We start from the raw sequence: 23,542 nt of genomic DNA, 5'->3' as shown, positions 1-23,542 counted from the left end.
CCGTGGGACGCGGCGGGGAGCAGCGTTCTGCTCCCCACCGCGTTGGCATCGGACCCGTGCTCCTGCACCCGACTTTCGGGTTACCTGTTGCGATGGAATATGCAGGGCCTGGTGTCCGATGCGGCTTTGTGGAGGGGACCCCTGAGTGTTGGTTCGCATTTCGCAGGCTCCCGGGGCGGCTGCTCTGAGATGTTTCGGTGCTTCTTACTCTGGCGTCAGGCCCTGTGCAGAGCGTAGGAGCCTGACTCGTGGTGGGCTCTCTCAGTGGGCCAGGGCGGGTTCGCTCAGCTGGTGCTTTTCCGCCTCGGTGGGCACGAAGCCAGCTTTGAGTTCGGATTGGAGCTTGTCGGTGTCGAGCGCGTGCTGCCACTTGGCAATGGCGACGCACGAGACGATGTTGGCCATGGTGCTGGTGAGGGCGCGGGCTTCGCTCATGAAGCGGTCGATGCCGACGATGAGGGCCACGCCGGCAACCGGAAGCGTGGGCATGACCGTCAGGGTCGCGACGAGGGCGACGAAACCGCTGCCCGTCACGCCCGCTGCACCTTTGGAGGTCAGCAGCATCATTCCGAGCATGAGCAGGATCTGGTCCCAGCTGAGATGGATGTCGCAGGCCTGGGCAATGAACATCGAGGAGAGCGTGAGATAGACCGCGGTGCCGGTGAGGTTGAAGGAGTAGCCGGTCGGGACCACGAGGCCGACTACACCGCGGTCGCAGCCGAGGCGCTCGAGTTTGGAGAGCAGGCGCGGAAGGACGGGCTCGCTTGAGGATGTGGCGAGGACGATGAGGAACTCGTCGCGGAAGTAGCGCAGGATCCGCCAGAGGCTGAAACCGGTGAGCTTTGCGAGGATGCCGAGGGCGAGGACCACGAAGATGATGCACGCGGCGTAGAAGGCGAGGATCAACATTCCAAGATTGCCGATCGAGTGGGCTCCGTACTTGCCAACCGTGAACGCCATGGCGCCGAACGCCCCGATGGGGGCGACCTTCATGAGGTAGCCGAACACGACGAACAGCAGTTTGTTGAAGCTGTTGACCACGTTCAGGGCCAGCTGGCCCGGTGCGCCGAGCTTACTGAAGGCGAAGCCGCAAAGCAGCGCGATGACGAGCACGGGCAGGACTTCGCCGTCGGCAAAGGCTCCGATAAAGGTGGTGGGGATAATGCTCAGCAGGAAGTCGGCAGGGTTGCTGCTGGGCAGTTGGGTTGTGTACTTCGAGGCGACCGAAGTATCGAGGTGGGCCGGGTTGATGTGCATGCCTACGCCCGGCTGGAAGAGCATGACCGCACCCAAGCCGATGGCCAGTGCCACCAACGTGAGCACGTAGAACAAGCCCAGTGAACGGATCAGGGTCGGGCCGACCTTCTTGGTGTCGGTCAGGGAGGTGATACCGCTGACGATGGTGCAGAAGACGATCGGCGCGATCATGAACTTCACAAGCTTCACGAAACCGTCGCCGAGCGGCTTAAGGGAGGAACCGAGGTCGGGCCACAGCGCGCCGACGAGGATGCCGAGCGCGACGCCGATGAGTACCTGGACATAGAGGTGTCCGAGAATGGATTTGATCTTCATTGAACAACTTCCTGGGTGAATGCCGCATCAAATGATGGCTAGGGCGGATTGAAGGGGCTAGGCAGTCTGTGCCACAGGCTGAGCGACGTCGATGTCGGCGACGGCGAGTTGGCGGGCCGCCCGGTGGAGGGCGACCTCGCTGACGCAACCGTTGTCGTTGCTGACGACCTCGGTGGTGATGACACCGGCAGGCGTTCCGATGCGCAGAAGCCGGCGCCCTTGGTGAGCACTGTCTGCCGGGCGCAGCGCCTTGGCCACCACCGATCCAGGCAGGGCAGCAGCGAGGGAAACTGCCACGGCGGACGTCAGGCCGATGGCGGGGTGGGGCGCGAGCATCGAGAGCATCCGCACCCGCAGATCGTGGCTGTCCGCCGCGATCCTCGTTCCGTCGGCTGCGGTGTAGTCGCCGGGCGCTGCCACGACGCCGACCTTCGGCACAGCGTTCTGCGCAGGATCTTCAGGCTTCCTCAAGCCCATCATCAGACCCGCCGACGCGCGGGCTGCCACGAGCGTGGGCAGGTGCTCGGACAGATTGCCGGTCATCGACGACAGGTCGATGCCTGCTTCGTCAGCCGGAATCAGCACGGCCGGCGCCCCGGCGTCAACCAGGGTCGCCGTAAGAGTGGTTCCGCCGGCAGAGATTTCGTCGGTCACGGTTCCCGTCGGCAGAACCGCGCCCGTCGTCCGCCCCCACGGGGCGTGGAACGAGAGGCTGACGGGCACGCCCAGCGCGCTGCTGCCCGGAACCTTTGCCATGCCCGACGTCGGGATGCGGCCGCCCGGGGTCGCGATCGTGCCGCTCAGCACGGCTCCCGTGTTGAGGTTGCGCATGCTGACCCGCGTTGTTCCCGCCCGGGGAGGAACGACACCCGACTGCACCGCGTACAGGGCGATCGCGGTGGCGCAATTCCCGCAATTGGAACCGAGTTCCACGGTGGGATCACCGATCCCGACCTGGGCAAAGAGGTAGTCGAGGTCCGCCGGCCCCTCGGGGGTGGCGCGGATGACCGCAGCCTTCGACGTCGTTGAGGTGCCGCCGCCGACGCCGTCGAGCTGGCGGGCATCCGCTGCGCCGAAGGCATCGGCCAGCAGGTTGCGGATCTCCTCGCGGCTCCCGGCGTGAGGTGCCACGTCTTCGGCGTTGAAGAGCCAGCACTTGCTCGTGCCGCCCCGGTACCAATGACCGCGGAGTTGCATGGTCTCTTTCCTTCACGTGTCGTAGTCACGCCTCACGGCGCCTGCTCCTTCTACGATCCACGCCCCGAGAGTTCAGCACAATCACAGAATTCTCGACTACCGTTCACTTTTGCTAAACTCAATGCATGGCCGACCTTGACCTGCACCGACTTCATCTGCTCCGCGAGGTAAGCCGTTCCGGCTCACTGACGTCCGCCGCGACGGCCCTGTCCTTCACAACGTCAGCCGTCTCCCAGCAGATCGCAAAGCTTGAACACGAAGTGGGCGTCGCCCTGATTGACCGCCATCCAAGGGGCGTCGTGCTCACCGATGCAGGTCAGGCGCTCCTGCGATATGCGGACGACATCGACAGGACAATCGAGGCTGCCCGGGCCGAGATGGGCGAGTTCGCCGGGCTGCGGCGAGGCCAACTGCGAATGGGGACGTTCCCCACCGTCGGCGCTTCCCTCATGCCCGACGTCGTGCTCGCCTTCCGCGCGCGCCATCCAGAGGTCGCCGTCACGGTGGTCAGCGCGCGACGGGACGGCCTGCTCGAACGGCTGCGGCGAAGGGACATCGAGCTCACGCTGCTGTGGGACTACCCATGGGAGCGCATCGAGGACGAGGACCTGAACGTCGTTCGGCTCATGAACGACCCCACCATGCTGCTCGTACCGTGCGACCACCCTGTCGCGGCGCGTCGCGCCGTGCGGATCGACACGCTGAGAGACCAGGAGTGGATCGTCCGCGACGAACACCCCGTGGCCGACGTCCTCCGACGGGTCTGCCGCGATGCCGGATTCGAACCGCGCATCGCCTTCGCGGCCAACGACTATCAAGAGACGCAGGGCATGGTCGCCGCGGGCATTGGCATCGCCCTGGCCCCGCAGCTAGCCCTGAGTGCGCTCCGCCCCGACATCATCGCCATTCCACTCGCCAGCTCCCCGACGCGAAGGATCCTCCTCGCCCACCTCGCCAACCGCAGACTCAGCCCCGCCGGGCAGCAAGCCTCGTCCGTATTCCGGGCAACGGCGAAACGCTTGCAAAGCACCGCACTCGCATCAGGCAACCCCAGTTCGTAAGTCCCGTGCCGCCACTACGCGCGGATTCTCGTTCCTTGAGCCATCAACGTAGGCACGTGTGCCCTCTGGCGGATCGGTCGGCCCATACCGAAATGACCGCTGCCTGATTCCGAGGGCAGAGGACTTCTGGCAATCCCGTGCAGGCGACTTCGGAAACTGACACACATCATGGCCGGCGAAACAACCATTACAGTGATCGAAAATCTAAATGCGGATCCAGAACTGAGATTTTCTCCCGTTTCCCGTGGGTTCGGGAACACTGAAGGCACTCCCGTCGCGAACTTCACGATTGCTTCGACGCCTCGTACCTTCGATCCGGCCTCCAATGAGTGGATAGACGGGGAGACGCTTTTCCTCCGGGCCACTGTGTGGCGGGATATGGCCGAGAACGTCGCCGCGTCCCTGCGGATCTCATCCCACAACTCATCGCGCTCAGCCAGGAAACGGTCACGTACCTAGAAAATTCGGTTACGTCGCCCTGGACGCCTTCTACGGTCGCGCCGCATCCGCGTCCATCTAAGCAGGCAACGCAAGCGGTATAACAATCCTCATCCCTCGACCCGCTGAAGGAGCACGTGCATCATTTGAACATCCGCATCGTGCACACCTCTGGCACCAAAGGTCGTCGCCGTGAGCACCGTCTCACGGCACGTCATGTCGCGACGTAATGCCACCCCGATGAAGAATCGTGAAAGGGAAGACTTGCGGTGAATGTGGTCAAGACTTCGAACAGTTTCGCACCTCGCAGCGATTCCGCTCTACGAGCTGCGGCAACGGGCAGCGAGACCGCCGACGGCGGACACGGAGACGGCCATGACCATGTCGATCGCCCGGCTCTCCGCGCAGTCGGGTCTGAGGTACCTGTTCAAGACCACGATGATGGATGATGTGTCGCCGACTCCCCCGGACGCCACAAGCTACTACCTGAAGGCCGGGACACCGCAGGGGCGCTGGCTCGGTAGCGGCCTGGGTGGCATCACCCGGGCCCGCGGCGACCCAGTCACCGAAACTGATGCCAAAGCCATCTTCGACGAAACTGTCCATCCAGACACCGGCGCTCCCCTGGGCCGCCCGCACGGCCAACCCACACTCGCCCAAAACAGCCTGGGACAAGCCGGCACGCGCCGCGCTGTCGCCGGATTCGATCTGACGTTCAGCGTCCCCAAATCAGTCTCCGTGCTCTGGGCGCTGAGCCCACGGACCCTCCAAGACCAGATCCTTCAAACCCATCACGACGCCGTCACCGCCACACTGGAATGGTTGGAAGAGTCCGTCATCCATACAAGATCCGGACGCAATGGCGTTGCCCGCATCGGCACCACGGGAGCCATCGCCGCCGCCTTTGATCATTGGGAGTCGCGCGCCGGGGACCCGCAGCTGCACACGCATCTGGTCATCGCCAACCGCGTCCAGCGGATCACGGACGGCGCCTGGGTCACCCTCGACTCCAGGACGCTCTACAAGGCAGCGGTTGCCGCCAGTGAGCACTACAACGGACTCCTCTTCGACTCCCTCCACCGCCACCTCGGGACCGACACCGACGTCCGGGAGCCCGCAGCCAGCACCCACAACCCCAGCCCGCAGCTCACCGGAGTCCACGACGCCCTGATCCGCGAATTCTCCCACCGGTCCCGCCTCATCGAGCTGGAGACCGACCGCCTCGTGGCCGAATGGACCACAGACCACGGCACTTCCCCAACAGCGAGAACCACCATCAAACTCCGCCAGCAGGCAACCCTCTCCACCCGCACCCCCAAAGCCAACACCATTGCGCCGCTCCGCGAGCTCTCCGCACAGTGGAGGGCACGGGCCGTCGCCCAAGGTTTCGACCCAGAATTCGTGCTGGCCGACACGGTTCGGCGATCTCGGACCGCTCCTTTCCGCTCGTGCGACTTCACCGCCGAGTGGGTGGACGCCGTCGCGTCACTGACGCGGGAGCGAGTCGCCACCAAGCGCGCCACCTGGAACCGCTGGAACCTCCTCGCCGAGGCCGAACGGGTCTGCGCCGCGATCCGCTGCCACACACCGGAGGACCGCAACGCCCTGATCGACGCCGTCGCCACCGCCGCCGAAGCCCAATCGCTGCCCCTGAACGACTACCGGTACTGCATCCCCGCGGACTCGCGGCCCGATCTGCGCATCGGCAAGCAGAGCGTCTTCGACTTCCACGGCTCCCGCCTCTACACCGACGCCAACACCCTCGCCTACGAGGAGACCGCCATGGAAGCAAGGAACGACGACGGCGGCCCCGCCGTCCGGCCAATGGTCGCCATGGATGAACTCACCGGATACAACCACCACGGTCGGTTCGGACTACATGAGGACCAGCGGGCCGCCGCTGCAGAGATCCTGCTAAGCGGAAACCGGCTCGACGCCGTCGTCGGACCGGCAGGCACCGGCAAGACCACCACCCTCGGCGCGGTCAAGGCCGCCTGGGAAGCAGAATTCGGACCCGGAAGCGTAGTCGGATTGGCGCCCGCGGCGGCGAGTGCCGAGGTTCTCGGGCGGGAACTGTCCATGGTCGCGGAGAACGTCGCCAAATGGCTGTACGAGTCCGCCGGTGAGGGGGCCCGTCGCCGGGCTGAGCGGTTCTTCGATGCGGAGCGGCGGCTCACCAATCCTGTGGTTAAGTCAAGCCCGCAGACCGCTCTGCTCGCGCAGGAAGCTACCCGGCTGGCCGCCGAGCAGGACAGGTGGCGGTTTCACGCGAACCAGCTGGTGGTCGTCGACGAGGCTTCGATGGTGTCCACTTTTCAGCTGTCGGCCCTGGTGCACCAAGCCAGGGATGCCGGGGCGAAGGTCCTGTTGGTGGGCGATCCCGGGCAGCTGGATGCCATCGACGCCGGCGGTGTCCTGGGCTGGCTGGACCGCCAGGGCAAGACCGCCCGGTTGAGCACCATCTGGCGCTTCGAGAATGCCTGGGAACGGGATGCCTCGTTAAAGCTCCGTACCGGGGACGTCGCAGCCATCAGCGACTACGAGCAGCATCAACGGATCCGGCATGGAACCTATCTGGACATGGTCGGTCAGGCATATCTGCAGTGGCAGTCCGACATACGTGTGGGAAGGTCGTCCATCCTTATTGCCGCCGACAACGACACCGTCAGCATGCTCAACGAACGAGCCCAGGCGGACCGCGTGATCCAGGGTCTTGTAGACGCCGAACAGACAGCACTCCTGGCGGACACGCAGTGTGCCGGGCGCGGTGACACAATCATCGCTCGCCGCAACGACCGCACCGTTGCCGACAGCAACGGTGACTTCATCCGCAACGGCACTCTGCTCGACGTCGTGCGTGCAGTCAAGCGCGACGGCTCCCTGGTGGCGGTCCGGAGGGACACCGGCGCCATCGTCACACTGCACCGCGAGTATGTCGAGTCGGCCGTGGAACTGGGATACGCGACCACTGCCCACCGCTCTCAAGGAATCACGGTCGACACCGGCCACACCGTCGTCACCCAAGGACGTCTCACCCGCGAACTGCTCTATGTCAGTATGACCCGGGGCCGCCGCGGCAATTACGCGTACGTCAGCGAAAACGACCCCGGCAACGCCGAGCCACTCGACCCGACCTTGCAACCGCAATGGCAGGAGATCCTCGCCGAAGTGCTCGCGGCAGAAGGCGCCGAGCGAACCGCTCACGAAGTCCGCGACGCCGAACAGTCCAGCGCCGAGACGCTCGACCGGCTCAGCCCGGAATACGACTACCTCGCCCAGATCGCAGCCGCCGAAGATCTGACCAAGTTCCTCAAGGTGCACAGCCCAGCGAAGGTTGAAGAACTGCAAAAATCTCCATCGTGGGGACCGACGGTGGCAGCCTGGCGCCGGTCCACGGGCATCAGCCGTCCAGGTGCTCAGCGGATCGTCGCCAAGGCGTTGGAGACAAGCACAGCGGCAAAAGACCCCACCGCGGTCATCCATACCCGGCTCCGCAGCTTCCTCAACGGAATGCCCGCTAGCGGGTCCGATCCCCTGACTGAGCCAATTCACACCGAGCGTCGTGATCTCGCAAGCATGATCGGCCAGGCACAGAAGCGAATACAAGACAGGGCAGACAAAGTCACCTTCGAAGCACTCCTGCACGACACCGAATGGAAGGGAAACCTCCTGCGGGATCTCGCGCCAAGCGTGAGTCTGGATGACACACTCCCTGTGATTGGCGGAGTCGCTACCTACCGGGACAGATGGGGCCTCGACGACTCACCCCTTCCGCTCGGGCCTGTTCCGGCGGACTTCGAGTGGGAACGAAAATCGCAATACGAAAGCATCCAAGAGCTCATTGTTAAGATCGAGCATCGCCCCGCCGCGCACCAACAGCCTGAAGGTTGGTTAGAAGACTCGATCTATCGAGAAGCAAGCCTTATCCATGTCGGCTGGCAGCTCTGACTGCGCCGAGCATGCGCTCCATGAACTCGGCCCCGCCATCGAGTCGAAAAGTTACCGCTCACGCCATTTCGACACCTCATCTGTCGGAGGAGCACCCGTCCCGCACAGCGACCCACGGTGCCACCGAAAAACCCCGGAACCTTCCAGGTTCCGTGCCCCCCTCGGCCGGTCCGATCCGCCTTAGGATGATTGCGCGGCTGGTGCCAGACGCGCGGCAGCTGATCGTCGATCGTAGACCCGCTGCAATGGGACGGTCAGCAAAATAATCAACAGCGCGTAGAAGTTGATGGCCGGCACGAGCACTCCCACGATCAGGGCGATGAAGAACCCGATCGTCGAAACGACGCTGGAGAAGACTTCGCGGCCGGGCATGGGATTCTCTTCCATCTCGAGCTGCGGATGCTTCCGGATCAACAACGTCATGGCCGTGAGCGTGAGGCTGCTCGCGGCCATCGTCCCGATGTAGACGCCGACCGAGAGGGGCGAAGTCCTGAACTGGGACACCATTTCCGTCGGAAGCGGCAACACCACCACCGTGAACGCCCAAAACAGGTTGAGCAACAGGAGTGGACTGCTGTAGGACCTGACATGCTCGAACGTCGAATGGTGTGCGAGCCAGAGCCGGGCGATCACCACGAAACTCAAGGCGAAGCCAGAGACCGCCGCGTAATTGTTCCCGATGAACTGCTCAGCACTCAACCCGTCGTGGGCCGCCTGGGTGACGGAGTCGACCAGCGGCAGCACGAGCAGAGTTATGGCGATCGCCGTCACGGCATCGGTGAAGAAAACAAGCCTGTCCAAGCCCCGGGTTGTTTGCATTCATTCAGTATGTTCCGACCACCGTCCGAAGCGAACTCCGCGTCCGCCACCGCCACCCTCACCGGAGTCCGTGGTGGTTGGTCCGGCGGCTTCGAACTCTTCCTTGTCCGGAGTCGCCTGAACCATCTCGCAGTTCCGAGGGCACAGACCGGTCAGCAGGACCGATTCCGTGACGACGCCTCCCCCGGACAGCACAGGGTCAAGTCGCGACGGCGAGGTTCCACCGCAAAGTCATGCCGCCTCGTCCTTCCGCGTCCATGGAATAGGAACACAGCCAGCCCCTCTACCCACGACCAGCCCGCGAAGATGACGGAGACTCCAATGACGACGACCCCCAAACGCAACCAGCCCGTCGAGGTTGACCAACAGTGGCTCACCCCGAAAGAGATCTGCGCACAGCTACAGATCCCCGAACAGACCTTTTACCAGTGGCGAGCCAAGCACGTCGGGCCACACGCATACCGCATCGGCAGGCACCTGCGAATCAGCCAAAGCGACTTCGTTGCCTGGCTGTCGCTGCACGCAGAGCCGTAACCGGCCCAAAACCTGCACGCGATAAATGAGCAGGTACCCACTGCCCCTCGGAACATGGGGTCTCATCCGCACTGACCGGGCAACAGCAAGAAGCTGGCGTGCACGGGCCAGATACCGGGACCTCGACGGGCAAACGCGAAAAATCGAAGCCCGCGGACCATCCGCCGCAGCGGCACGGCGAAATCTCCAAATCAAACTGCAAAAAAGGCAGACCCAAGGCAACGCCCTCGTCAGCGCAACAGACCAGATCCGCGAACTCTCGGAGGTCTACCTGGCAGAGCTGCAACGCTCGGACAAGGCATCGCGGACCAAAGACAAGTACGCGTTCAGCGTCAAGAAGTACATTCTGCCTGGAATCGGCTCTGTCCGCATTGGAGAGACCACGCCAGGCGTCGTGGATCACTTCATTCGAAATGTTGTCGACGCGGCCGGCCCAGCTACGGCCCGCACTTGCGGGGCCGTGCTGTCGTCGATGTTCAAAATCGCGCTGCGCCACGACGCCGTGAGCATCAATCCGGTCCTAGGAATCTCTATCCCGAGAAGTCGGGCGGCAAAGCCTCAAGCTCTGGATCCGGAACAGTTTCTGGATCTGAGGACCAAGCTCATTGCCTGGGAGCAGGGGTCAGTGCTTGGCCGCACGAGGTCCCAGGAACTCCACCAAATCGCCGACGTCCTCATCACCACAGGCCTACGCCCAGGCGAACTGTTCGCACTGTCGTGGGCTGATGTCGACCTCCACGCAGACCCGCCAACCGTCCATGTCCACGCCACAGTCATCCGTACTTCGACCGGGGGTGTCACCATTCAAGACCACCCAAAATCCGAGCACGGATTCCGCTACGTGACCATACCGCCAAATCTCGCCGAGTCGCTTCGAAGGCGACAGCTCAGGCAACGCAGCAACGCCACCGGGAATCCCTCGGACCTGGTCTTTCCCTCATCCACAGGAACGGTGTGCGATCCGAACAACGTCGGCAAGACCTGGCGCAAAGCGGCAGACGAAATCGGATACTCGTGGGTGACGTTCAAAACGTTCCGCAAGGCCAACGCGACTCTCATCGCACGGACCATGGGCGCCGAAACGGCCGCCTACCAGGCAGGGCACTCCAAGGTGTCAATGACCCGGAAGCACTACGTCGAGGAATACAAAGAAGCGATCGACACACGGGCCGTGCTCGGCGCCTTCGACGCAGCCAACGGGGGACCAGGAGCGCCTGGCAAGACCGGTCTCCAAATCTGATTTAGGTGAGTTAAAGGTGAGTCCGGAGCAAAAAAGTTCAAATGGCTCTGACCAGAATCAACATACCCGCAGGTCAAAGCCAAACTAAGAGCCCCCTGTCGGATTCGAACCGACGACCCCCGCTTTACAAGAGCGGTGCTCTGGCCAACTGAGCTAAGGAGGCGCGCCCCGGCGAACCGGGACTGGTGCCCCGGCGAACCGGGACTGGTGCCCCGGCGAACCGGAGCTGGTGCGCGCGAGCGCTAGATAAGGGTAGCCCAAGACCTCCCGCCCACGGAAATTCCCAGTGGACGGAAGGCCTCGGGCCAGAGAGCTACTTCTTCGCTGCGATAGCCGCATTCAAGAGGGTCATGAAGTCCGTCTTGTTATCCCACTGCTTACCGTCGATAAACACCGTCGGAGTGCCGGAGATCCCGATATTCTTCGCCTCTTGGGTGACCACCTTGATGAACGGCCGGTACGTCTTGTTGTCGATGCAGGAGTCGATGTTGGCCGATCCCGCCTGGGTGGCCAACTTCTTGAGGTCGTTGTCCGAAATGCCTGCGCTGCCCTCGGCGGGCTGCTGTGCGTACAGCAGGTCCACGAGCGCCGAGTACTTGTCCGGCGAGGTGTTCGCGACACAGGCCGCGGCATTGGCTGCGCGGGACGAGTAGTTGGTGCTGGAGCTGGCGTCGAGGAAGCCGAACGGACGGTACTCCAGGGTGATCTTGCCATCGTTGCGCAACTGGGTCAGCTGCTGGCTGTACGTGGTCTCGAAGTTCTTGCAGATCGGGCAAATGAAGTCGATGTAGGCCACAACCTTGACCGGTTTGCCAGCTTCAGCGTCAGCCCCCGGAGCGGTCACCGTGGCGGGCGGGGTGGCCGGGGCGGACGGCAGAGATGCCAGGCTGACGGTGCCGGCGGCCACCTTCGTCACATCGGTGCCCTTCAGCAGCGTCACGCCGCCGTGCACGTTGGCGTTCGCCGGCGTCGGGCCCTGGTCGGCAATAGGGGCGTTGTTCGCTATGTTCTGGGTGACCACGAGGGCGATGACCGCGAGGATCGCCACAACGGCAACCACAATGCCCCATCCGATGAGCAACTTGTTGCGCTTGTCTTTCTTCAGCTGAGCTTCGCGGATTTCGCGGGCCTTCTCGCGGGCCTGGGCGGTGCGCTCTGCCTTGGACAGGCGTGGTTCGTTTGCGGGGCTCATCAGTTCCTCGTGATTTATCGACGGCGTTGGGTTATTAGCTATGGCAACGGTGCCAGTTTACGGGAGAAGACTGGCAGCTTTGCTGGGGTCTTCGACTCCAGTCTGAGGAACGAGCAAGTGTCCTTGATGATTCCCGCCGGTAGGGTGGGAGAAGAGTCACAGGCAACCCCAGGGGGCAGCAATGCAAGAACCAGCAAGCGAAAAAATCGACAGCGGACCCGAAGGAAATCAGGCTCCAAAAGCCCGGAAACACGATTTCATGGTGGTCTCCAACCGCCTTCCGGTTGACCGCTACCCCAGCGATGACGGGGAAAACAACGAGGAAGGTTGGCGCCGCTCTCCCGGCGGCCTGGTGACCGCCCTCGCACCGATGATGACAAAGACCGACGGCGCGTGGGTGGGCTGGCACGGCGCCCCGGACGAGGCCCTGGAGCCCTTCAGCCACGACGGCATGGACCTGATTCCCGTGGATCTCAGCACCGACGATGTTGAGCTCTATTACGAAGGGTTCTCCAACGCGACCCTCTGGCCGCTCTACCACGACGTCATTGCCCCGCCGGAGTTCCACCGCACCTGGTGGGACAGCTACCGCCGGGTCAACCAACGGTTCTCCGATGCCGTCATCCAGTACGCGGACCACGGAGCCACCGTGTGGGTGCAGGACTACCAACTCCAGCTCGTGCCGAGCATGCTCCGCCAGGCACGCCCGGACCTGCGGATCGGTTTCTTCAACCACATCCCGTTCCCGCCACCGGAAATCTTCGCCCAATTGCCGTGGCGCCAGGCCATCATCGAAGGCCTGCTCGGCGCTGACCTGGTAGGTTTCCAGCGCCCGAGCGACGCGGCAAACTTCATGCGTTCGGCGCGCCGCTTCATCGGTGCGAGCGTCAAGCAGCAACAAGTCCACGTCAAGGGACGGGATGGGCAGATCACCCATATTGCCCGCGCGCAGGCCTTCCCGATTTCCATCGCCGTGGACCACATCAGCGAACTCGCAGGGCGCCCGGACATCATCGAGCGTGCCCGGCAGATCCGCGAGGACCTCGGAAACCCGAAAACGATCCTCCTGGGCGTGGACCGCCTCGACTACACCAAAGGCATCCCCCACCGATTGAAGGCGTTCGAGGAACTCCTCAAGGAAGGCCGGCTCAAGGTGGAGGACGCCACCCTGATCCAGGTGGCCAGTCCCAGCCGCGAGCGCGTGCGGCAGTACAGGCTCCTGCGCGAGGAAATTGAAGGCACGGTGGGCCACATCAACGGCAGCTACGACACCATGCAGAACACGGCCGTGCGCTACCTCCACCACAGCTACCCGGTCGAGGAAATGGTGGCTTTGTACCTCGCGGCCGACGTCATGCTGGTAACGGCATTGCGCGACGGCATGAACCTCGTCGCCAAGGAATACGTCACGGCCCGGACCAACAACACGGGCGCCTTGGTACTCAGTGAATTCACCGGAGCGGCCGATCAGCTCAAGCAAGCGCTCCTCATGAATCCGCACGACATCGACGGACTCAAGAACACCATCATGCGGGCCGTGGAGCTTCCCCCGAACGAATCCCGCCGCCGGATGAAGTCCATGCGGAAACAAATCCTCGACCACGACGTCGATCATTGGTCAGCCGAGTTCCTCTCGGCCCTAGCAGAAACCGTGGTTCGCGATGACTCCTGAAACAGCCGCCACTCCCCCGTTGAGCCTCCAGCCCGAGCTGCTCGACGCCGTCCGCAGGATAGCGGGAACCGACCACCTCCTGGTGGCGATGGACTTTGACGGCACCATCTCCCCGATCGTGGACCACGCCGACGCCGCCCGCCCGCTCGAGCGCTCAGCCGCCGCTTTTGCCGAACTCGCCAAGCTTCCGAGGACGACGACGGCGCTCATCTCGGGGCGCGCATTGGCCAGTCTGCGGGAGGTCGCCTCACCCCCTGAAGCCACGCTGCTGATAGGCAGCCATGGCGCAGAGGCCTGGTTGGGCCCCGGTTCGACGGAACTCCAACTCGACGACGCCCAACGGGAGCTCCTCGCCGAAGTCCGCGAAGTCTTGGCCGGAATCTCGCAGGAAGCTCCGGGGACCGTCCTCGAAGACAAGCCCGCCGGCGTCGTACTCCACACCAGGCGTGCCGCCGACGACGTGGCGGAGGACGCCGTCGCGGCGGCGAGGTCGGTGCTCGAAGGCCTGCCTGGAGTCTTCCTCAAGAACGGCAAACGGATCCTCGAGACCTCGGTAGTGCACTCCTCCAAGGGCGATGCTGTCGAGTTCCTGCGCCAGGCCACCTCCGCCACCGGGATCCTTTTTGCCGGCGACGACGTGACGGACGAGGACGCGATCGCCAGGCTCGGCTCCAGCGACGTCGGAGTGAAGGTGGGGCTGGATTTCACCCAGGCCGAGTTCCGCGTCGAGGCCCCTGTCCACGTCGCAGAACTCCTGGAGGCCGTGCTTCGCGAGCGTCGCCGCAAGGTCTCGGGAGACGCATCTCACATGTGACATTCGTAACATTTAGGCGAATAACCCGGACTGCTGCCATACTCTTGGTTGTGATGTGGCGCACAACTACCGTGCGGCGTCACTCAGTCTCCCTTGCCCGGGCTTAGCCCAGGGCGGGGAGTCCAACTGAATAAACATGAACCATTCACAACGGATCGTCCGGCACGTACCTGCCGGTGAAGGGATTGATAACTGTGGCAACAGTTACTTTTGATAACGCTACGCGTCTGTACCCGGGCACAGATAAGCCCGCCGTCGATAAGCTCAACATCGACATCGCCGATGGCGAATTCCTGGTCCTCGTTGGACCCTCCGGTTGCGGTAAGTCCACCTCCCTGCGCATGCTCGCGGGCCTCGAGGATGTGAACTCCGGCCGCATTCTGATCGGTGACCGCGACGTCACGGACGTCCCGCCGAAGGACCGCGACATCGCAATGGTCTTCCAGAACTACGCGCTCTACCCGCACATGACGGTTGCGGACAACATGGGCTTCGCACTCAAGATCGCCGGCGTTTCCAAGGAAGAGCGCGCCGAGCGTGTCCGCGAAGCAGCCAAGCTTCTTGACCTTGAGCAATACCTGGACCGCAAGCCGAAGGCACTCTCCGGTGGCCAGCGTCAGCGCGTTGCCATGGGCCGCGCCATCGTCCGCAACCCGCAGGTCTTCCTCATGGATGAGCCCCTTTCCAACTTGGACGCCAAGCTCCGTGTCCAGACCCGTACGCAGATCGCATCCCTGACCCGCCGCCTCGGCGTCACCACGGTCTACGTGACCCACGACCAGGTCGAGGCCATGACCATGGGTGACCGCGTTGCCGTTCTCAAGGACGGCCTGCTGCAGCAGGTCGACACCCCGCGCAACCTGTACGACCGCCCGAAGAACGTCTTCGTTGCCGGCTTCATCGGCTCCCCCGCCATGAACCTGCTCGAACTGCCCGTCGTCGACGGCGGCGTCCAGTTCGGTGGCACCGTGTACCCGGTACCCCACGATGTCCTCGAAGAGGCACACGGCAAGACCGTCACCCTCGGTTCCCGTCCGGAAGACCTCGAGACCGTTGGTGCCGGCGAAGGCCTCGAAGTTGAGGTCGACGTCGTCGAAGAGCTCGGCGCCGACGCCTACGTCTACGGCCACACCACGCTTGACGGCAAGAGCCACGACATCGTGGCCCGCGTCGACGGCCGCCGCCCCCCGATGAAGGGTGAGTCCATCTTCGTTCGTCCGCAGTCCGGCCACGTGCACTTGTTCGACACGAAGTCGGGCCTGCGCCTGGGCGACTGATCCCCACCGGCACCCTAATATCGAAGCGACGGCGGCCCTTCCGAGTGGACGGGCCGCCGTCGTCGTTAACAACAGCCTCCATACGGAAGAATTGACCCCATGACCGAGCAAAGCGGTGCCAAGTGGCATGACGAACCCACCGACTACGCGCAGATCGGCAAACTCCCGCGCACCGAGGCTGCCAGCGCCAACGACACTGCACCACCAGCGAGCGTCATCGGATCCCTCAACATCACCGCCGCGGCGGCCGATCCCGAACTCCTGGACCTGCCCTGGCACATCGCCCTCGAAGACTGGCCCGCAGCAAACCTGGCCGCCCTGCCCCGCGGCATCTCCCGGCACATCGTGCGTTTCGCGCACTTGGCCGGCTCCGTTATCGCCATCAAGGAAACGTCCGAGCACGTTGCCCGGCACGAGTACCACATGCTCCGCAAGCTGGCACGGATGGATGTGCCATGCGTCGAGCCGGTTGCAGTCATCACCGGCCGGACCACGGTGGACGGGAAGCCGCTGAACCCCGTGCTGGTCACCCGCCACCTCAAATTCTCCATGCCATACCGGGCGCTCTTCTCCCAGATGCTGCGGCGGGACACGCTGACGAGGCTAATCGATGCCCAGGCGCTGCTGTTGGTGCGCCTGCACCTGATCGGCTTCTACTGGGGCGACGTCTCCTTGTCCAACACCTTGTTCCGTCGCGACGCCGGCGCCTTCGCCGCGTACCTCGTGGACGCCGAGACCGGCGAGCTGTACCCCGATCTGTCGGTGGGCCAGCGCGAATACGATCTCGAGATCGCGCGCGTCAACATCGCCGGGGAACTCATGGACCTGCTCGAAGGCGGACTGATCGAAGAGAAGGTGGACCCGGTGGCGACGTCGGAGCTCATCATGGACTCGTACCGCAGGCTCTGGACCGAGCTTACCGAGAAGGAATCGTTCGAACTCGGCGAGCGCTGGCGCGTGGGGGCGCGCATCCGCCGCCTCAACGAACTGGGCTTCGACGTCGAGGAATATGCCATCAAGACCACCGCGGACGGCTCCACCATCCAGCTGCAGCCCAAGGTCGTCGACGCCGGCCACCACCAGCGGCGGCTGCTCCGCCTCACTGGCCTGGATGCCCAGGAGAACCAGGCCCGCCGGCTGCTCAACGACATGGATTCGTTCCGGGCGGACAACAATCCGGACATGGACGAAGAAATAAGTGCCCACACCTGGGTCAGCCAGATCTTCGAGCCCATCGTCCGGTCCATCCCGCGCGACCTCGCCGGCAAGCTTGAGCCGGCGGAAGTGGTCCACGAAGTCCTCGAGCACCGCTGGTACATGAGCCAGAAGCAGGACAGCCACATCCCCTTGGCGGAAGCCGTGCAGTCTTACCTGGATACCATCCTGCGCCACCGGCGTGACGAGGCTGCCATCATGCTCAACCCTGACACTGCGATGCTCAAGATCCTGGAAGCCGAAACCGAGGAATCCCGGTACGACGAGGACGAATACCCGGATTCGGACGACTAACGCCGAGGTTTAGGGCTCCAGCGTCTGCGCGAGTCCCTTGAGTACGGGTTCGCGTCCTAGCTCGATGTGGGAGTACGCCAGCGTGTAGGCGAGGTCGGCCTTGCCGCCGAGGATGGCGTTGCATAGTTCCATGTGCTCATCGCGCTGGAGTTCGTTGCTGCGGTTGTGGGCGAGCCCGAAGATCCAGCGCATCCGCCCGAACAACGGTTTGACCGATTCGATGAGCAGCCGGTTGCCGGACAGCCGGACGATTTCGGCATGGAACGCCGCACTGAGGCGTACGACGTCGTCGGTCCGGTCGTCGTCGATCGCTTGCCTCGTGTCGTCGAGGAGTTCCTGCAGTCGGCCGCCCGGTTCACCCGCCGCGACGCGGACGGCCGCCATGCGGGCGGCAAACGTTTCCAGGCAGAGCCGCACGTCGAAAAGTTCATTCACGTCGGTGAGCGTCAATTGGCGGACCACTGCGCCCCGGCGGGGGAAGGTTTCCACGAAGCCGTCCTGCTCGAGGCGTTGGATGGCTTCGCGTACCGGAATTCGTGAAACGTTGTAGAGCTCGGAGAGCTCCCGTTCGCGCAGCCGCACGCCCTGCTCGTATCTCCCCGCCACGATTCCCTCAAGAACCAGCTGGTAGACCTGTTCGGCCCGGGCTTCGTCGTCGCGGGCTGTCAGCGTTTCGGACATCGCCTTCGGCCACCCTTCCCTTCCCCGTCGTCTTGCATTCCACCCGAGCATACACGGGCGGAAATAGTGCTTTTTGGTATTCCAGATAACGCAATATTTGTGATTTACATCGCCCAAAACCTGCTCTAATCTATTTTTGGTATACAAAAGAGCCGGGGGTCCACTCTCTGTCAACCAGCGCCGGAGCGGGTTCGCCCTTGGCCCCGGCCTGCCATCACGCAGGTCTGGAATCCGCGGCCCACGCTGGTGTGCAATAGATCCAACATCAAAGGAGCAATACATTGAACACCTTGATTCGCGCCGTCCGCCCCTGGGGACAAGCATTGAGCGACGTCCTCGTCACGGACGGCAAGATCACCGGCGTCGAACCCCACCACCCGGCGCGCGCAGCGGCCGGCGACGTCACCGTCGTCGAAGGCCGCGGCCGTCTTCTCGTGCCGTCGTTCTCGGACGTCCATGTGCACCTGGACTCGACCCGCATCGGCCTGCCGTTCCGCGAACACACCGGCGGCCCGGGCGTATGGACCATGATGATGAACGACCGGCAGAACTGGCGCAACGCCGAAGTTCCGCTGCAGGAACGCGTCAACGACACCCTCGGCCGGATGATCGCGCGCGGCACCACCCGAGTCCGTTCGTATGCCCAGATCGACGTCGATTGCCGCCTTGAGCGTTTCGACGCCGTGATGGCCGCCAAGGAGCAGTTCAAAGGCCAGGCCGACGTCGACATCATCGCGTTCCCGCAGGCCGGCCTCCTCCTCGAGGAGGGCACCGTGCCCCTCATGGACCAGGCCCTCAAGGCCGGCGCCAATGTGATGGGCGGCATCGACCCCTGCAGCCTGGACCGCGATCCGGCCCGGCATCTGGACATCGTCTTCGGACTGGCCGAAAAGTACCAGGTCCCCATCGATATCCACCTCCATGAGCCCGGCGAACTCGGCGTGTTCAGCACGGACCTGGTGCTTGAGCGCACCCGCGCGCTGGGGATGCAGGGCAAGGTCACCATGTCCCACGCGTACCAGCTGGGCAGCATCTCCGAGGCCACCACGCGCCGCCTCATCGACGAGTTCGCCGAACTGGACATCTCGATGGCGTCCGTGGCGCCGGGTTCCGCCGGGGTGGCGGGCCAGCTGCCCATCCCGATGCTCGCCCAAGCCGGAGTCCGGATGGGCTTGGGCGAGGACGGCCAGCGCGACTACTGGTCCCCCTACGGCAACACGGACATGCTCGACCGCACATGGCAGCTCGCTTTCACCCACGGCTTCCGCAAGGACGAGCTCATCGAGCACTGCCTCGCGATCGCCACGGTAGGTGGCGCAAGTATCCTCGACCCGTCCGCCACCCGACTGAAGGGCACGGCACACCGCCCGGGCGTCGAGGTCGGCGATCCCGCGGAACTCCTGCTGCTCGACGGCGAAACGGTGGCCTCCGCCGTCATGGACCGCGGCACCGACCGCACAGTGATCCACCGCGGCAAGGTCGTGGCGGATCAGCTCAAGCTCGTCTAATTTCGCACAAAAAGTGGCCGTTCCCTCGCGGAGGGACCGGCCGCTTTCTTGGTTTAACGCCCGACGGCGGCAGGCTCGCCACGGCGCTCCGCCTCGGCGGCTGCCACCCTCACGGCGGGCCCGCGCACGGCGGGCCCGCGCACGGCGAGGAAACCGGCAAGCGCAAGGAACACCGCCTCCGCCGCCAAGGCCCAAAACGGAACGTCCCAGCCACCGGACCACTCATGCAGGAATCCCGCGCCCAAGGGCCCCAGGGAGGCCAGCGCGAAACCCAAACCCTGGCTCATGGCGGAAAGGCTGCCAGCGCTCTCCGGCCCTGCCGAACGGATGACCACCAACGCCATTCCCAGCCCGAAGCCGGCGCTCTGGACGATCCCCAACAGGCCGACCATCAGGAACTGCAAAGCTGCGGGCGCCGTCAAGACGCCTATCAAAGCCGCGGCAACGAACAACCCCAAGCCCGGAGCCATGAACTTCAGGACCGCTCGACGCCCCGCGAGGACGGGAGCCAGCAAGCTTGCGGGCAGCCCGGCGATGCTGAACCAGGCCAAGAGCCCGGCCGCGTCCGCCGCGGTCTGGCCCTTCGACACCAGGAAGACAGCCAACCACGAGGTAATGGCGAAATACAGCATGGCTTGCAGCCCGAAGAAAGCGGTCACAGCCCAGGCCGTCCCCTGTTTTCGCAGCGGAATGGCGACGGCCTCGCCCGTGGCGCCGCCCGCCGTCGTCGTCTCCTGTAAACCAGCGCCCGACGCCGGTCCGCCGCTTCCATCGGTCCCGCTGGGGCGCCCTGGTGTTTGAGCTGTACGCCGGATCAACGCGGCCGCGAGCACGGCGGGGACGGCCCAGACGGCCAGTGCCCAGGCGAGGCTTCCGCCGAGCGCTTGCTGCAGCGGCTGGACGAGCCCTGCGCCGAGCGCCGCGCCCAGACCGAAGCCCATCGTGCACAGCCCCGTCCACCAGCCGGTACCGCGGTTTGCTTTGACGATCTGTGGCACGAGCACGCTGGCGGTCATGATGGATGCCCCTGCCAGGAACGTTCCGGGCAGCAACAGCCCGGGCACGAATACGCGGCCAATCAGCGCGGCGGCAAGTACCAGAAGCGCCGCAGCCACGGCCCTGCCAGTGCCCACGCGACGGGCCAGCCACGGACCGCAGGGAGCTGAGACGCCGAAAGCAAGTACAGGCAAGGCACCGAGCAGCGGCAGCAGATGCGCGTCGAGTCCGAAGCCTGCCTGCAGCTGACCCATGGTGCCGGCGACCGTCGTAATGGCCGGACGGAGGTTGATGGAGACAAGCCCGAGTGCAACGAGCACCCCGGCGGTCCGTCGAGCAGCGCACGCGGAAGTACGGTGGCGCTGGCTTGCTTGTCCCATTGGTCGTCTCCCGGAATCTAATTTGGTATACCAAATAAGATTAGGGGCATTGCTTGGTAAAGTAAACCGGCCTGGGTCTAGGGCGTGAGATCTTCACGATCAGATTTGGAATACCAAAGCTTTAAATGGCCTTGCCGGGGTTGAAGATTCCGGCAGGGTCGAAAAGCTCCTTGATCCGCCGCTGCAACTCGCGGATGGGTGCGGGCTGCTCAAGGCCAAGCCAGCGCAGCTTGTACTGACCTACCCCGTGCTCTCCGGTGATGGTTCCACCCATCTCCAGCGCGGCATCGATGGAGTCGTCCAAGGCCTTGTTGAGGCGGGACATTGCATCGGCGTCCACTTCCATGTCCACACGGTCCACCCAGAAGGTCGGGTGCAGGTTGCCGTCGCCGGCGTGGGCCACCACCTTGAGCTGGACATCGTGGGTGACGGCCATGGCTTCGAGCGCGGCCACGTATTCGACAAGCCGGGACCTGGGAACGGCGACGTCCTCCCCTACCCGGTATTCGTTGTCCACTTCGTCGCCGCGGCTTGAGCGGCGCATCTCGATGAGTCGCTCGGCTTCCGCGTTCGATTCCGCCGTCACCGAGGCGCCGCCCGCTGCAAGCACCTCCCGCACGAGCGTTGCTTCCGCGGCAGCTCCGAAACCGTCTGTCTGGATCAGGAGAAGCGCCTGCCCGCGTTCTCCGAGGTCCGAGCCGTACAGTTCATCGAGCTGGGCCAGCGTACCGGCGTCGAGCATTTCCATGATGGCGGGCTGGACGCGTGCCTTTCCGACCGCGAGGACGCCCGCGGCGGCACCGCGGAAGTCCGGGTAGAACGCCGCCACGGTCTGTACGTCGCGGGGAAGGTAGCGCAAGCGCACCGTCACGCCCACCACGATGCCCAAGGTGCCCTCCGAACCCACAAACAGTGCCGTGAGATCGTATCCGGCCACGCCTTTGAACGTCTGGTGTCCTGTGTGGATGAGCGAGCCGTCGGCCAGGACGACGTCGAGCGCCAGCACCGAGTCTCTGGTCACGCCGTACTTGGCGCAGCGCAGGCCGCCGGCGTTCGTGGCCACATTGCCGCCGATCGTGGACATCTTGTAGCTCGCAGGGTCCGGAGCGTACATCAGGCCATGTTCAGCCGCCGCGGCGTTCAGATCCGCGTTAACCACGCCAGGTTCGACGACGGCGGTCTCGTCGTCGGCGTTGAGCTGCAGGATCCGGTTCATGCGTTCCAAGCTGAGCACGATGCACCCTTGGCTGGCATGGGCACCACCGGAAACCCCGGTGCCGGCGCCGCGTGCAACAATCGGAACCCCGTACCTGGCGCAACTGCGCACCACGTACTGCACGTCATCCACGGACTCGGCGAACACCACAGCCAAGGGCAACTGCAGGTCCAGGACCGGCCCTTGGTCTGCCGCGTAGCTCGTTCGTGTCTCTTCGTCGATGGCGACTTGTCCCTGCGTCAGCGCGACCGCCAGTTCATCGATGAATCCGCCGGGGCCTTGGCTCTGCCGGGTCGGCCCTACGGGAGTAATGCGGCGGGCCATGACGATTTCCAACCTGGTTTTATCCTGCGGATACGGCCGGCTGGCACCTGTGTATTCAAAGCCATGCCGGGCGTAGAAGGCCCTGGCGCGGGCGTTGTCCTCGTGGACACCCAGTTCGATCAGGGCCGCGCCGAGCTCGGTGCCGGCGACTGAGCATGCCTCGTCGAGCAACTGGTCTGCCAGGCCCAGACCCCTGTGTTCGGGCGCCACGTAGACGCTGATCAGCATCGCTTGCTGAGCCTGGGAAGGATCCTGTGGCTGCTTGAGGACGACGCGCATGAGTCCACTGATCCGGCTGCCATCTGTCCCGTCATCCGCCACGAGCGTGATGCTCGAGTCACCCGACATCGTGGCTGCTCGCTCCTGCCACTGAGTATCGGTCTGGCGCCGTGCTGCCGCTAAGCTCTCCACGTAAGCCATCGGGGTGTCCGACAGCATCTCCAACCGGACGTCGCGAAGCAAACGCCAGTCGGCAGCTTGGAGCCGACGGATTCTATTCACTTGCGCCGCCCATGAACCGGACGTAGCGCTCAAGAACTCCAGGCCAGTCGGCAGCGTAGTTTGCACGGGTTTGCGCGGGGTGTTCGGCGCCTTCCCAGCCGTCGTGCACCAGACGGACCTCTGTACCTCCGTCAACCGCCCGGAAGGCTAGTCGGAGTTCAGTGGACCACATCGCGGTGCTGCCCGGATACCAACTCGCGTGGAAGGACAACGGCGGCTGCCAATCGTCGATGGTCCCCCATATCGAGGTACGCCCGTCGTCCGCGGTCTCGAGGATCAAATTCTCCTCGAATTCAACGTGCGAGCCCGCCCCGTAGACGCTGTGGTCCTCCATCGGCCACCAGAGGTGCGGGTGATCGGTGAAGCCCATGAAAGCATGCGCCACCGAAGAAGGCACGACGACGGTGCACACCACCGGGTTCAGCTCGCCGGATGGCTCCGGCTGGGGTTCGGAGTCCGGCGCGAGGTGACTAAAGAGGCTCTCCATGTGCACCAACTTTACCGCCGGGATAAGAGCCCTGCCTCCGGCCCCTCCCAAACGCCCGCTCACTTATGACGGGTCCGGGCCGGACGCCCGCTCACTTATGACGGGTCCGGGCCGGACGCCGGCTCACTTCTGCTGAGGGCAGCTCGGGGATGGGGGTCCGGTCCGGCTCAATGGTG

Annotated in this window: 18 protein-coding genes, 1 tRNA gene and 1 pseudogene; 10 read left to right on the top strand and 10 right to left on the bottom strand. The window is 64.2% G+C overall.

Features of this window, described 5'->3' with window-relative positions:
* Positions 1-261: 261 nt before the first annotated feature.
* Both dctA and QRN45_RS05780 read right to left on the bottom strand, forming a co-directional pair.
* On the bottom strand, positions 262-1,572 hold the full coding sequence (gene dctA, locus QRN45_RS05785) for a C4-dicarboxylate transporter DctA (RefSeq protein WP_284762641.1): 1,311 nt from the start codon (positions 1,570-1,572) through the stop codon (positions 262-264).
* Positions 1,573-1,629: 57 nt separating this feature from the next.
* Complete coding sequence (locus tag QRN45_RS05780) at positions 1,630-2,769, bottom strand: PrpF domain-containing protein (RefSeq protein ID WP_284762640.1); 1,140 nt, start codon at positions 2,767-2,769, stop codon at positions 1,630-1,632.
* A gap of 125 nt (positions 2,770-2,894) precedes the next feature.
* Between QRN45_RS05780 and QRN45_RS05775 the strand changes: the two genes are divergently transcribed.
* The 3 genes from QRN45_RS05775 to mobF all read left to right on the top strand — a co-directional run bounded on the left by QRN45_RS05775 (position 2,895) and on the right by mobF (position 8,216).
* Positions 2,895-3,830, top strand: a complete 936-nt coding sequence (locus QRN45_RS05775; RefSeq protein WP_284762639.1) for a LysR family transcriptional regulator — start codon at positions 2,895-2,897, stop codon at positions 3,828-3,830.
* A 168-nt stretch (positions 3,831-3,998) separates the two neighbouring features.
* A complete protein-coding gene (locus QRN45_RS05770; protein WP_284762638.1) occupies positions 3,999-4,289 on the top strand; it encodes a single-stranded DNA-binding protein in 291 nt (96 codons plus the stop codon).
* A 354-nt stretch (positions 4,290-4,643) separates the two neighbouring features.
* On the top strand, positions 4,644-8,216 hold the full coding sequence (gene mobF, locus QRN45_RS05765; protein WP_284762637.1) for a MobF family relaxase: 3,573 nt from the start codon (positions 4,644-4,646) through the stop codon (positions 8,214-8,216).
* A gap of 180 nt (positions 8,217-8,396) precedes the next feature.
* Here mobF and QRN45_RS05760 read toward each other — a convergent pair whose 3' ends face one another.
* On the bottom strand, positions 8,397-9,035 hold the full coding sequence (locus tag QRN45_RS05760; protein WP_284762636.1) for a TMEM175 family protein: 639 nt from the start codon (positions 9,033-9,035) through the stop codon (positions 8,397-8,399).
* Positions 9,036-9,356: 321 nt separating this feature from the next.
* On the opposite strand from QRN45_RS05760, the gene QRN45_RS05755 reads away from it, so the two are divergent.
* The gene (locus tag QRN45_RS05755; RefSeq protein ID WP_284762635.1) at positions 9,357-9,569 is read left to right on the top strand and encodes a helix-turn-helix domain-containing protein; all 213 of its coding nucleotides are present in this window, start codon (positions 9,357-9,359) and stop codon (positions 9,567-9,569) included.
* Between the two features lie 25 nt (positions 9,570-9,594).
* Entirely contained in the window at positions 9,595-10,809 is a 1,215-nt protein-coding gene (locus QRN45_RS05750; RefSeq protein WP_284762634.1) for a site-specific integrase, read from the top strand.
* A gap of 89 nt (positions 10,810-10,898) precedes the next feature.
* On the opposite strand, the gene QRN45_RS05745 is transcribed toward QRN45_RS05750, so the two are convergent.
* Positions 10,899-10,972, bottom strand: a tRNA-Thr gene (locus QRN45_RS05745).
* Positions 10,973-11,122: 150 nt separating this feature from the next.
* Complete coding sequence (locus QRN45_RS05740) at positions 11,123-12,001, bottom strand: DsbA family protein (protein WP_078106406.1); 879 nt, start codon at positions 11,999-12,001, stop codon at positions 11,123-11,125.
* Between the two features lie 181 nt (positions 12,002-12,182).
* On the opposite strand from QRN45_RS05740, the gene QRN45_RS05735 reads away from it, so the two are divergent.
* The 4 genes from QRN45_RS05735 (at position 12,183) to QRN45_RS05720 (ending at position 17,273) form a co-directional block, all read left to right on the top strand.
* Positions 12,183-13,673: an alpha,alpha-trehalose-phosphate synthase (UDP-forming) gene (locus QRN45_RS05735; RefSeq protein ID WP_284762632.1), complete on the top strand. Its 1,491-nt coding sequence runs from the start codon at positions 12,183-12,185 to the stop codon at positions 13,671-13,673.
* Positions 13,663-14,487 carry a trehalose-phosphatase gene (otsB, locus tag QRN45_RS05730; RefSeq protein ID WP_284762631.1) on the top strand — a complete coding sequence of 275 codons (825 nt, stop codon included), beginning with the start codon at positions 13,663-13,665 and terminating at the stop codon, positions 14,485-14,487. The genes QRN45_RS05735 and otsB overlap by 11 nt, the downstream gene beginning before the upstream one ends.
* A 194-nt stretch (positions 14,488-14,681) precedes the next feature.
* Positions 14,682-15,764: an ABC transporter ATP-binding protein gene (locus QRN45_RS05725; RefSeq protein ID WP_059388327.1), complete on the top strand. Its 1,083-nt coding sequence runs from the start codon at positions 14,682-14,684 to the stop codon at positions 15,762-15,764.
* A gap of 99 nt (positions 15,765-15,863) precedes the next feature.
* A complete protein-coding gene (locus tag QRN45_RS05720; RefSeq protein ID WP_078106409.1) occupies positions 15,864-17,273 on the top strand; it encodes a DUF4032 domain-containing protein in 1,410 nt (469 codons plus the stop codon).
* Positions 17,274-17,282: 9 nt separating this feature from the next.
* On the opposite strand, the gene QRN45_RS05715 is transcribed toward QRN45_RS05720, so the two are convergent.
* Positions 17,283-17,954 (bottom strand): GntR family transcriptional regulator, encoded by a 672-nt coding sequence (locus tag QRN45_RS05715; protein WP_264637432.1) that lies wholly within the window; start codon positions 17,952-17,954, stop codon positions 17,283-17,285.
* A gap of 281 nt (positions 17,955-18,235) precedes the next feature.
* Between QRN45_RS05715 and QRN45_RS05710 the strand changes: the two genes are divergently transcribed.
* A complete protein-coding gene (locus QRN45_RS05710) occupies positions 18,236-19,462 on the top strand; it encodes an amidohydrolase family protein (protein ID WP_284762628.1) in 1,227 nt (408 codons plus the stop codon).
* A 53-nt stretch (positions 19,463-19,515) separates the two neighbouring features.
* Here QRN45_RS05710 and QRN45_RS05705 read toward each other — a convergent pair whose 3' ends face one another.
* The 4 genes and pseudogenes from QRN45_RS05705 to QRN45_RS05690 form a co-directional block, all read right to left on the bottom strand.
* Positions 19,516-20,838, bottom strand: coding sequence for an MFS transporter (locus QRN45_RS05705; RefSeq protein WP_284762627.1), 1,323 nt, complete (start codon positions 20,836-20,838; stop codon positions 19,516-19,518).
* A gap of 121 nt (positions 20,839-20,959) precedes the next feature.
* Positions 20,960-22,378 (bottom strand): FAD-binding oxidoreductase, encoded by a 1,419-nt coding sequence (locus tag QRN45_RS05700; protein ID WP_284762665.1) that lies wholly within the window; start codon positions 22,376-22,378, stop codon positions 20,960-20,962.
* Between the two features lie 54 nt (positions 22,379-22,432).
* A pseudogene (locus QRN45_RS05695) lies at positions 22,433-22,798 on the bottom strand (GNAT family N-acetyltransferase); the annotation flags it as partial.
* A 73-nt stretch (positions 22,799-22,871) separates the two neighbouring features.
* On the bottom strand, positions 22,872-23,366 hold the full coding sequence (locus tag QRN45_RS05690; protein ID WP_241707993.1) for an SRPBCC family protein: 495 nt from the start codon (positions 23,364-23,366) through the stop codon (positions 22,872-22,874).
* Between the last annotated feature and the right edge of the window lie 176 nt (positions 23,367-23,542).

The organism is Arthrobacter sp. efr-133-R2A-63, from assembly GCF_030209795.1.
Taxonomy (GTDB): domain Bacteria; phylum Actinomycetota; class Actinomycetes; order Actinomycetales; family Micrococcaceae; genus Arthrobacter; species Arthrobacter bambusae_A.
Note: the sequence above shows the minus strand (reverse complement) of the source record. Positions and strands in the feature narration are given on the sequence as shown.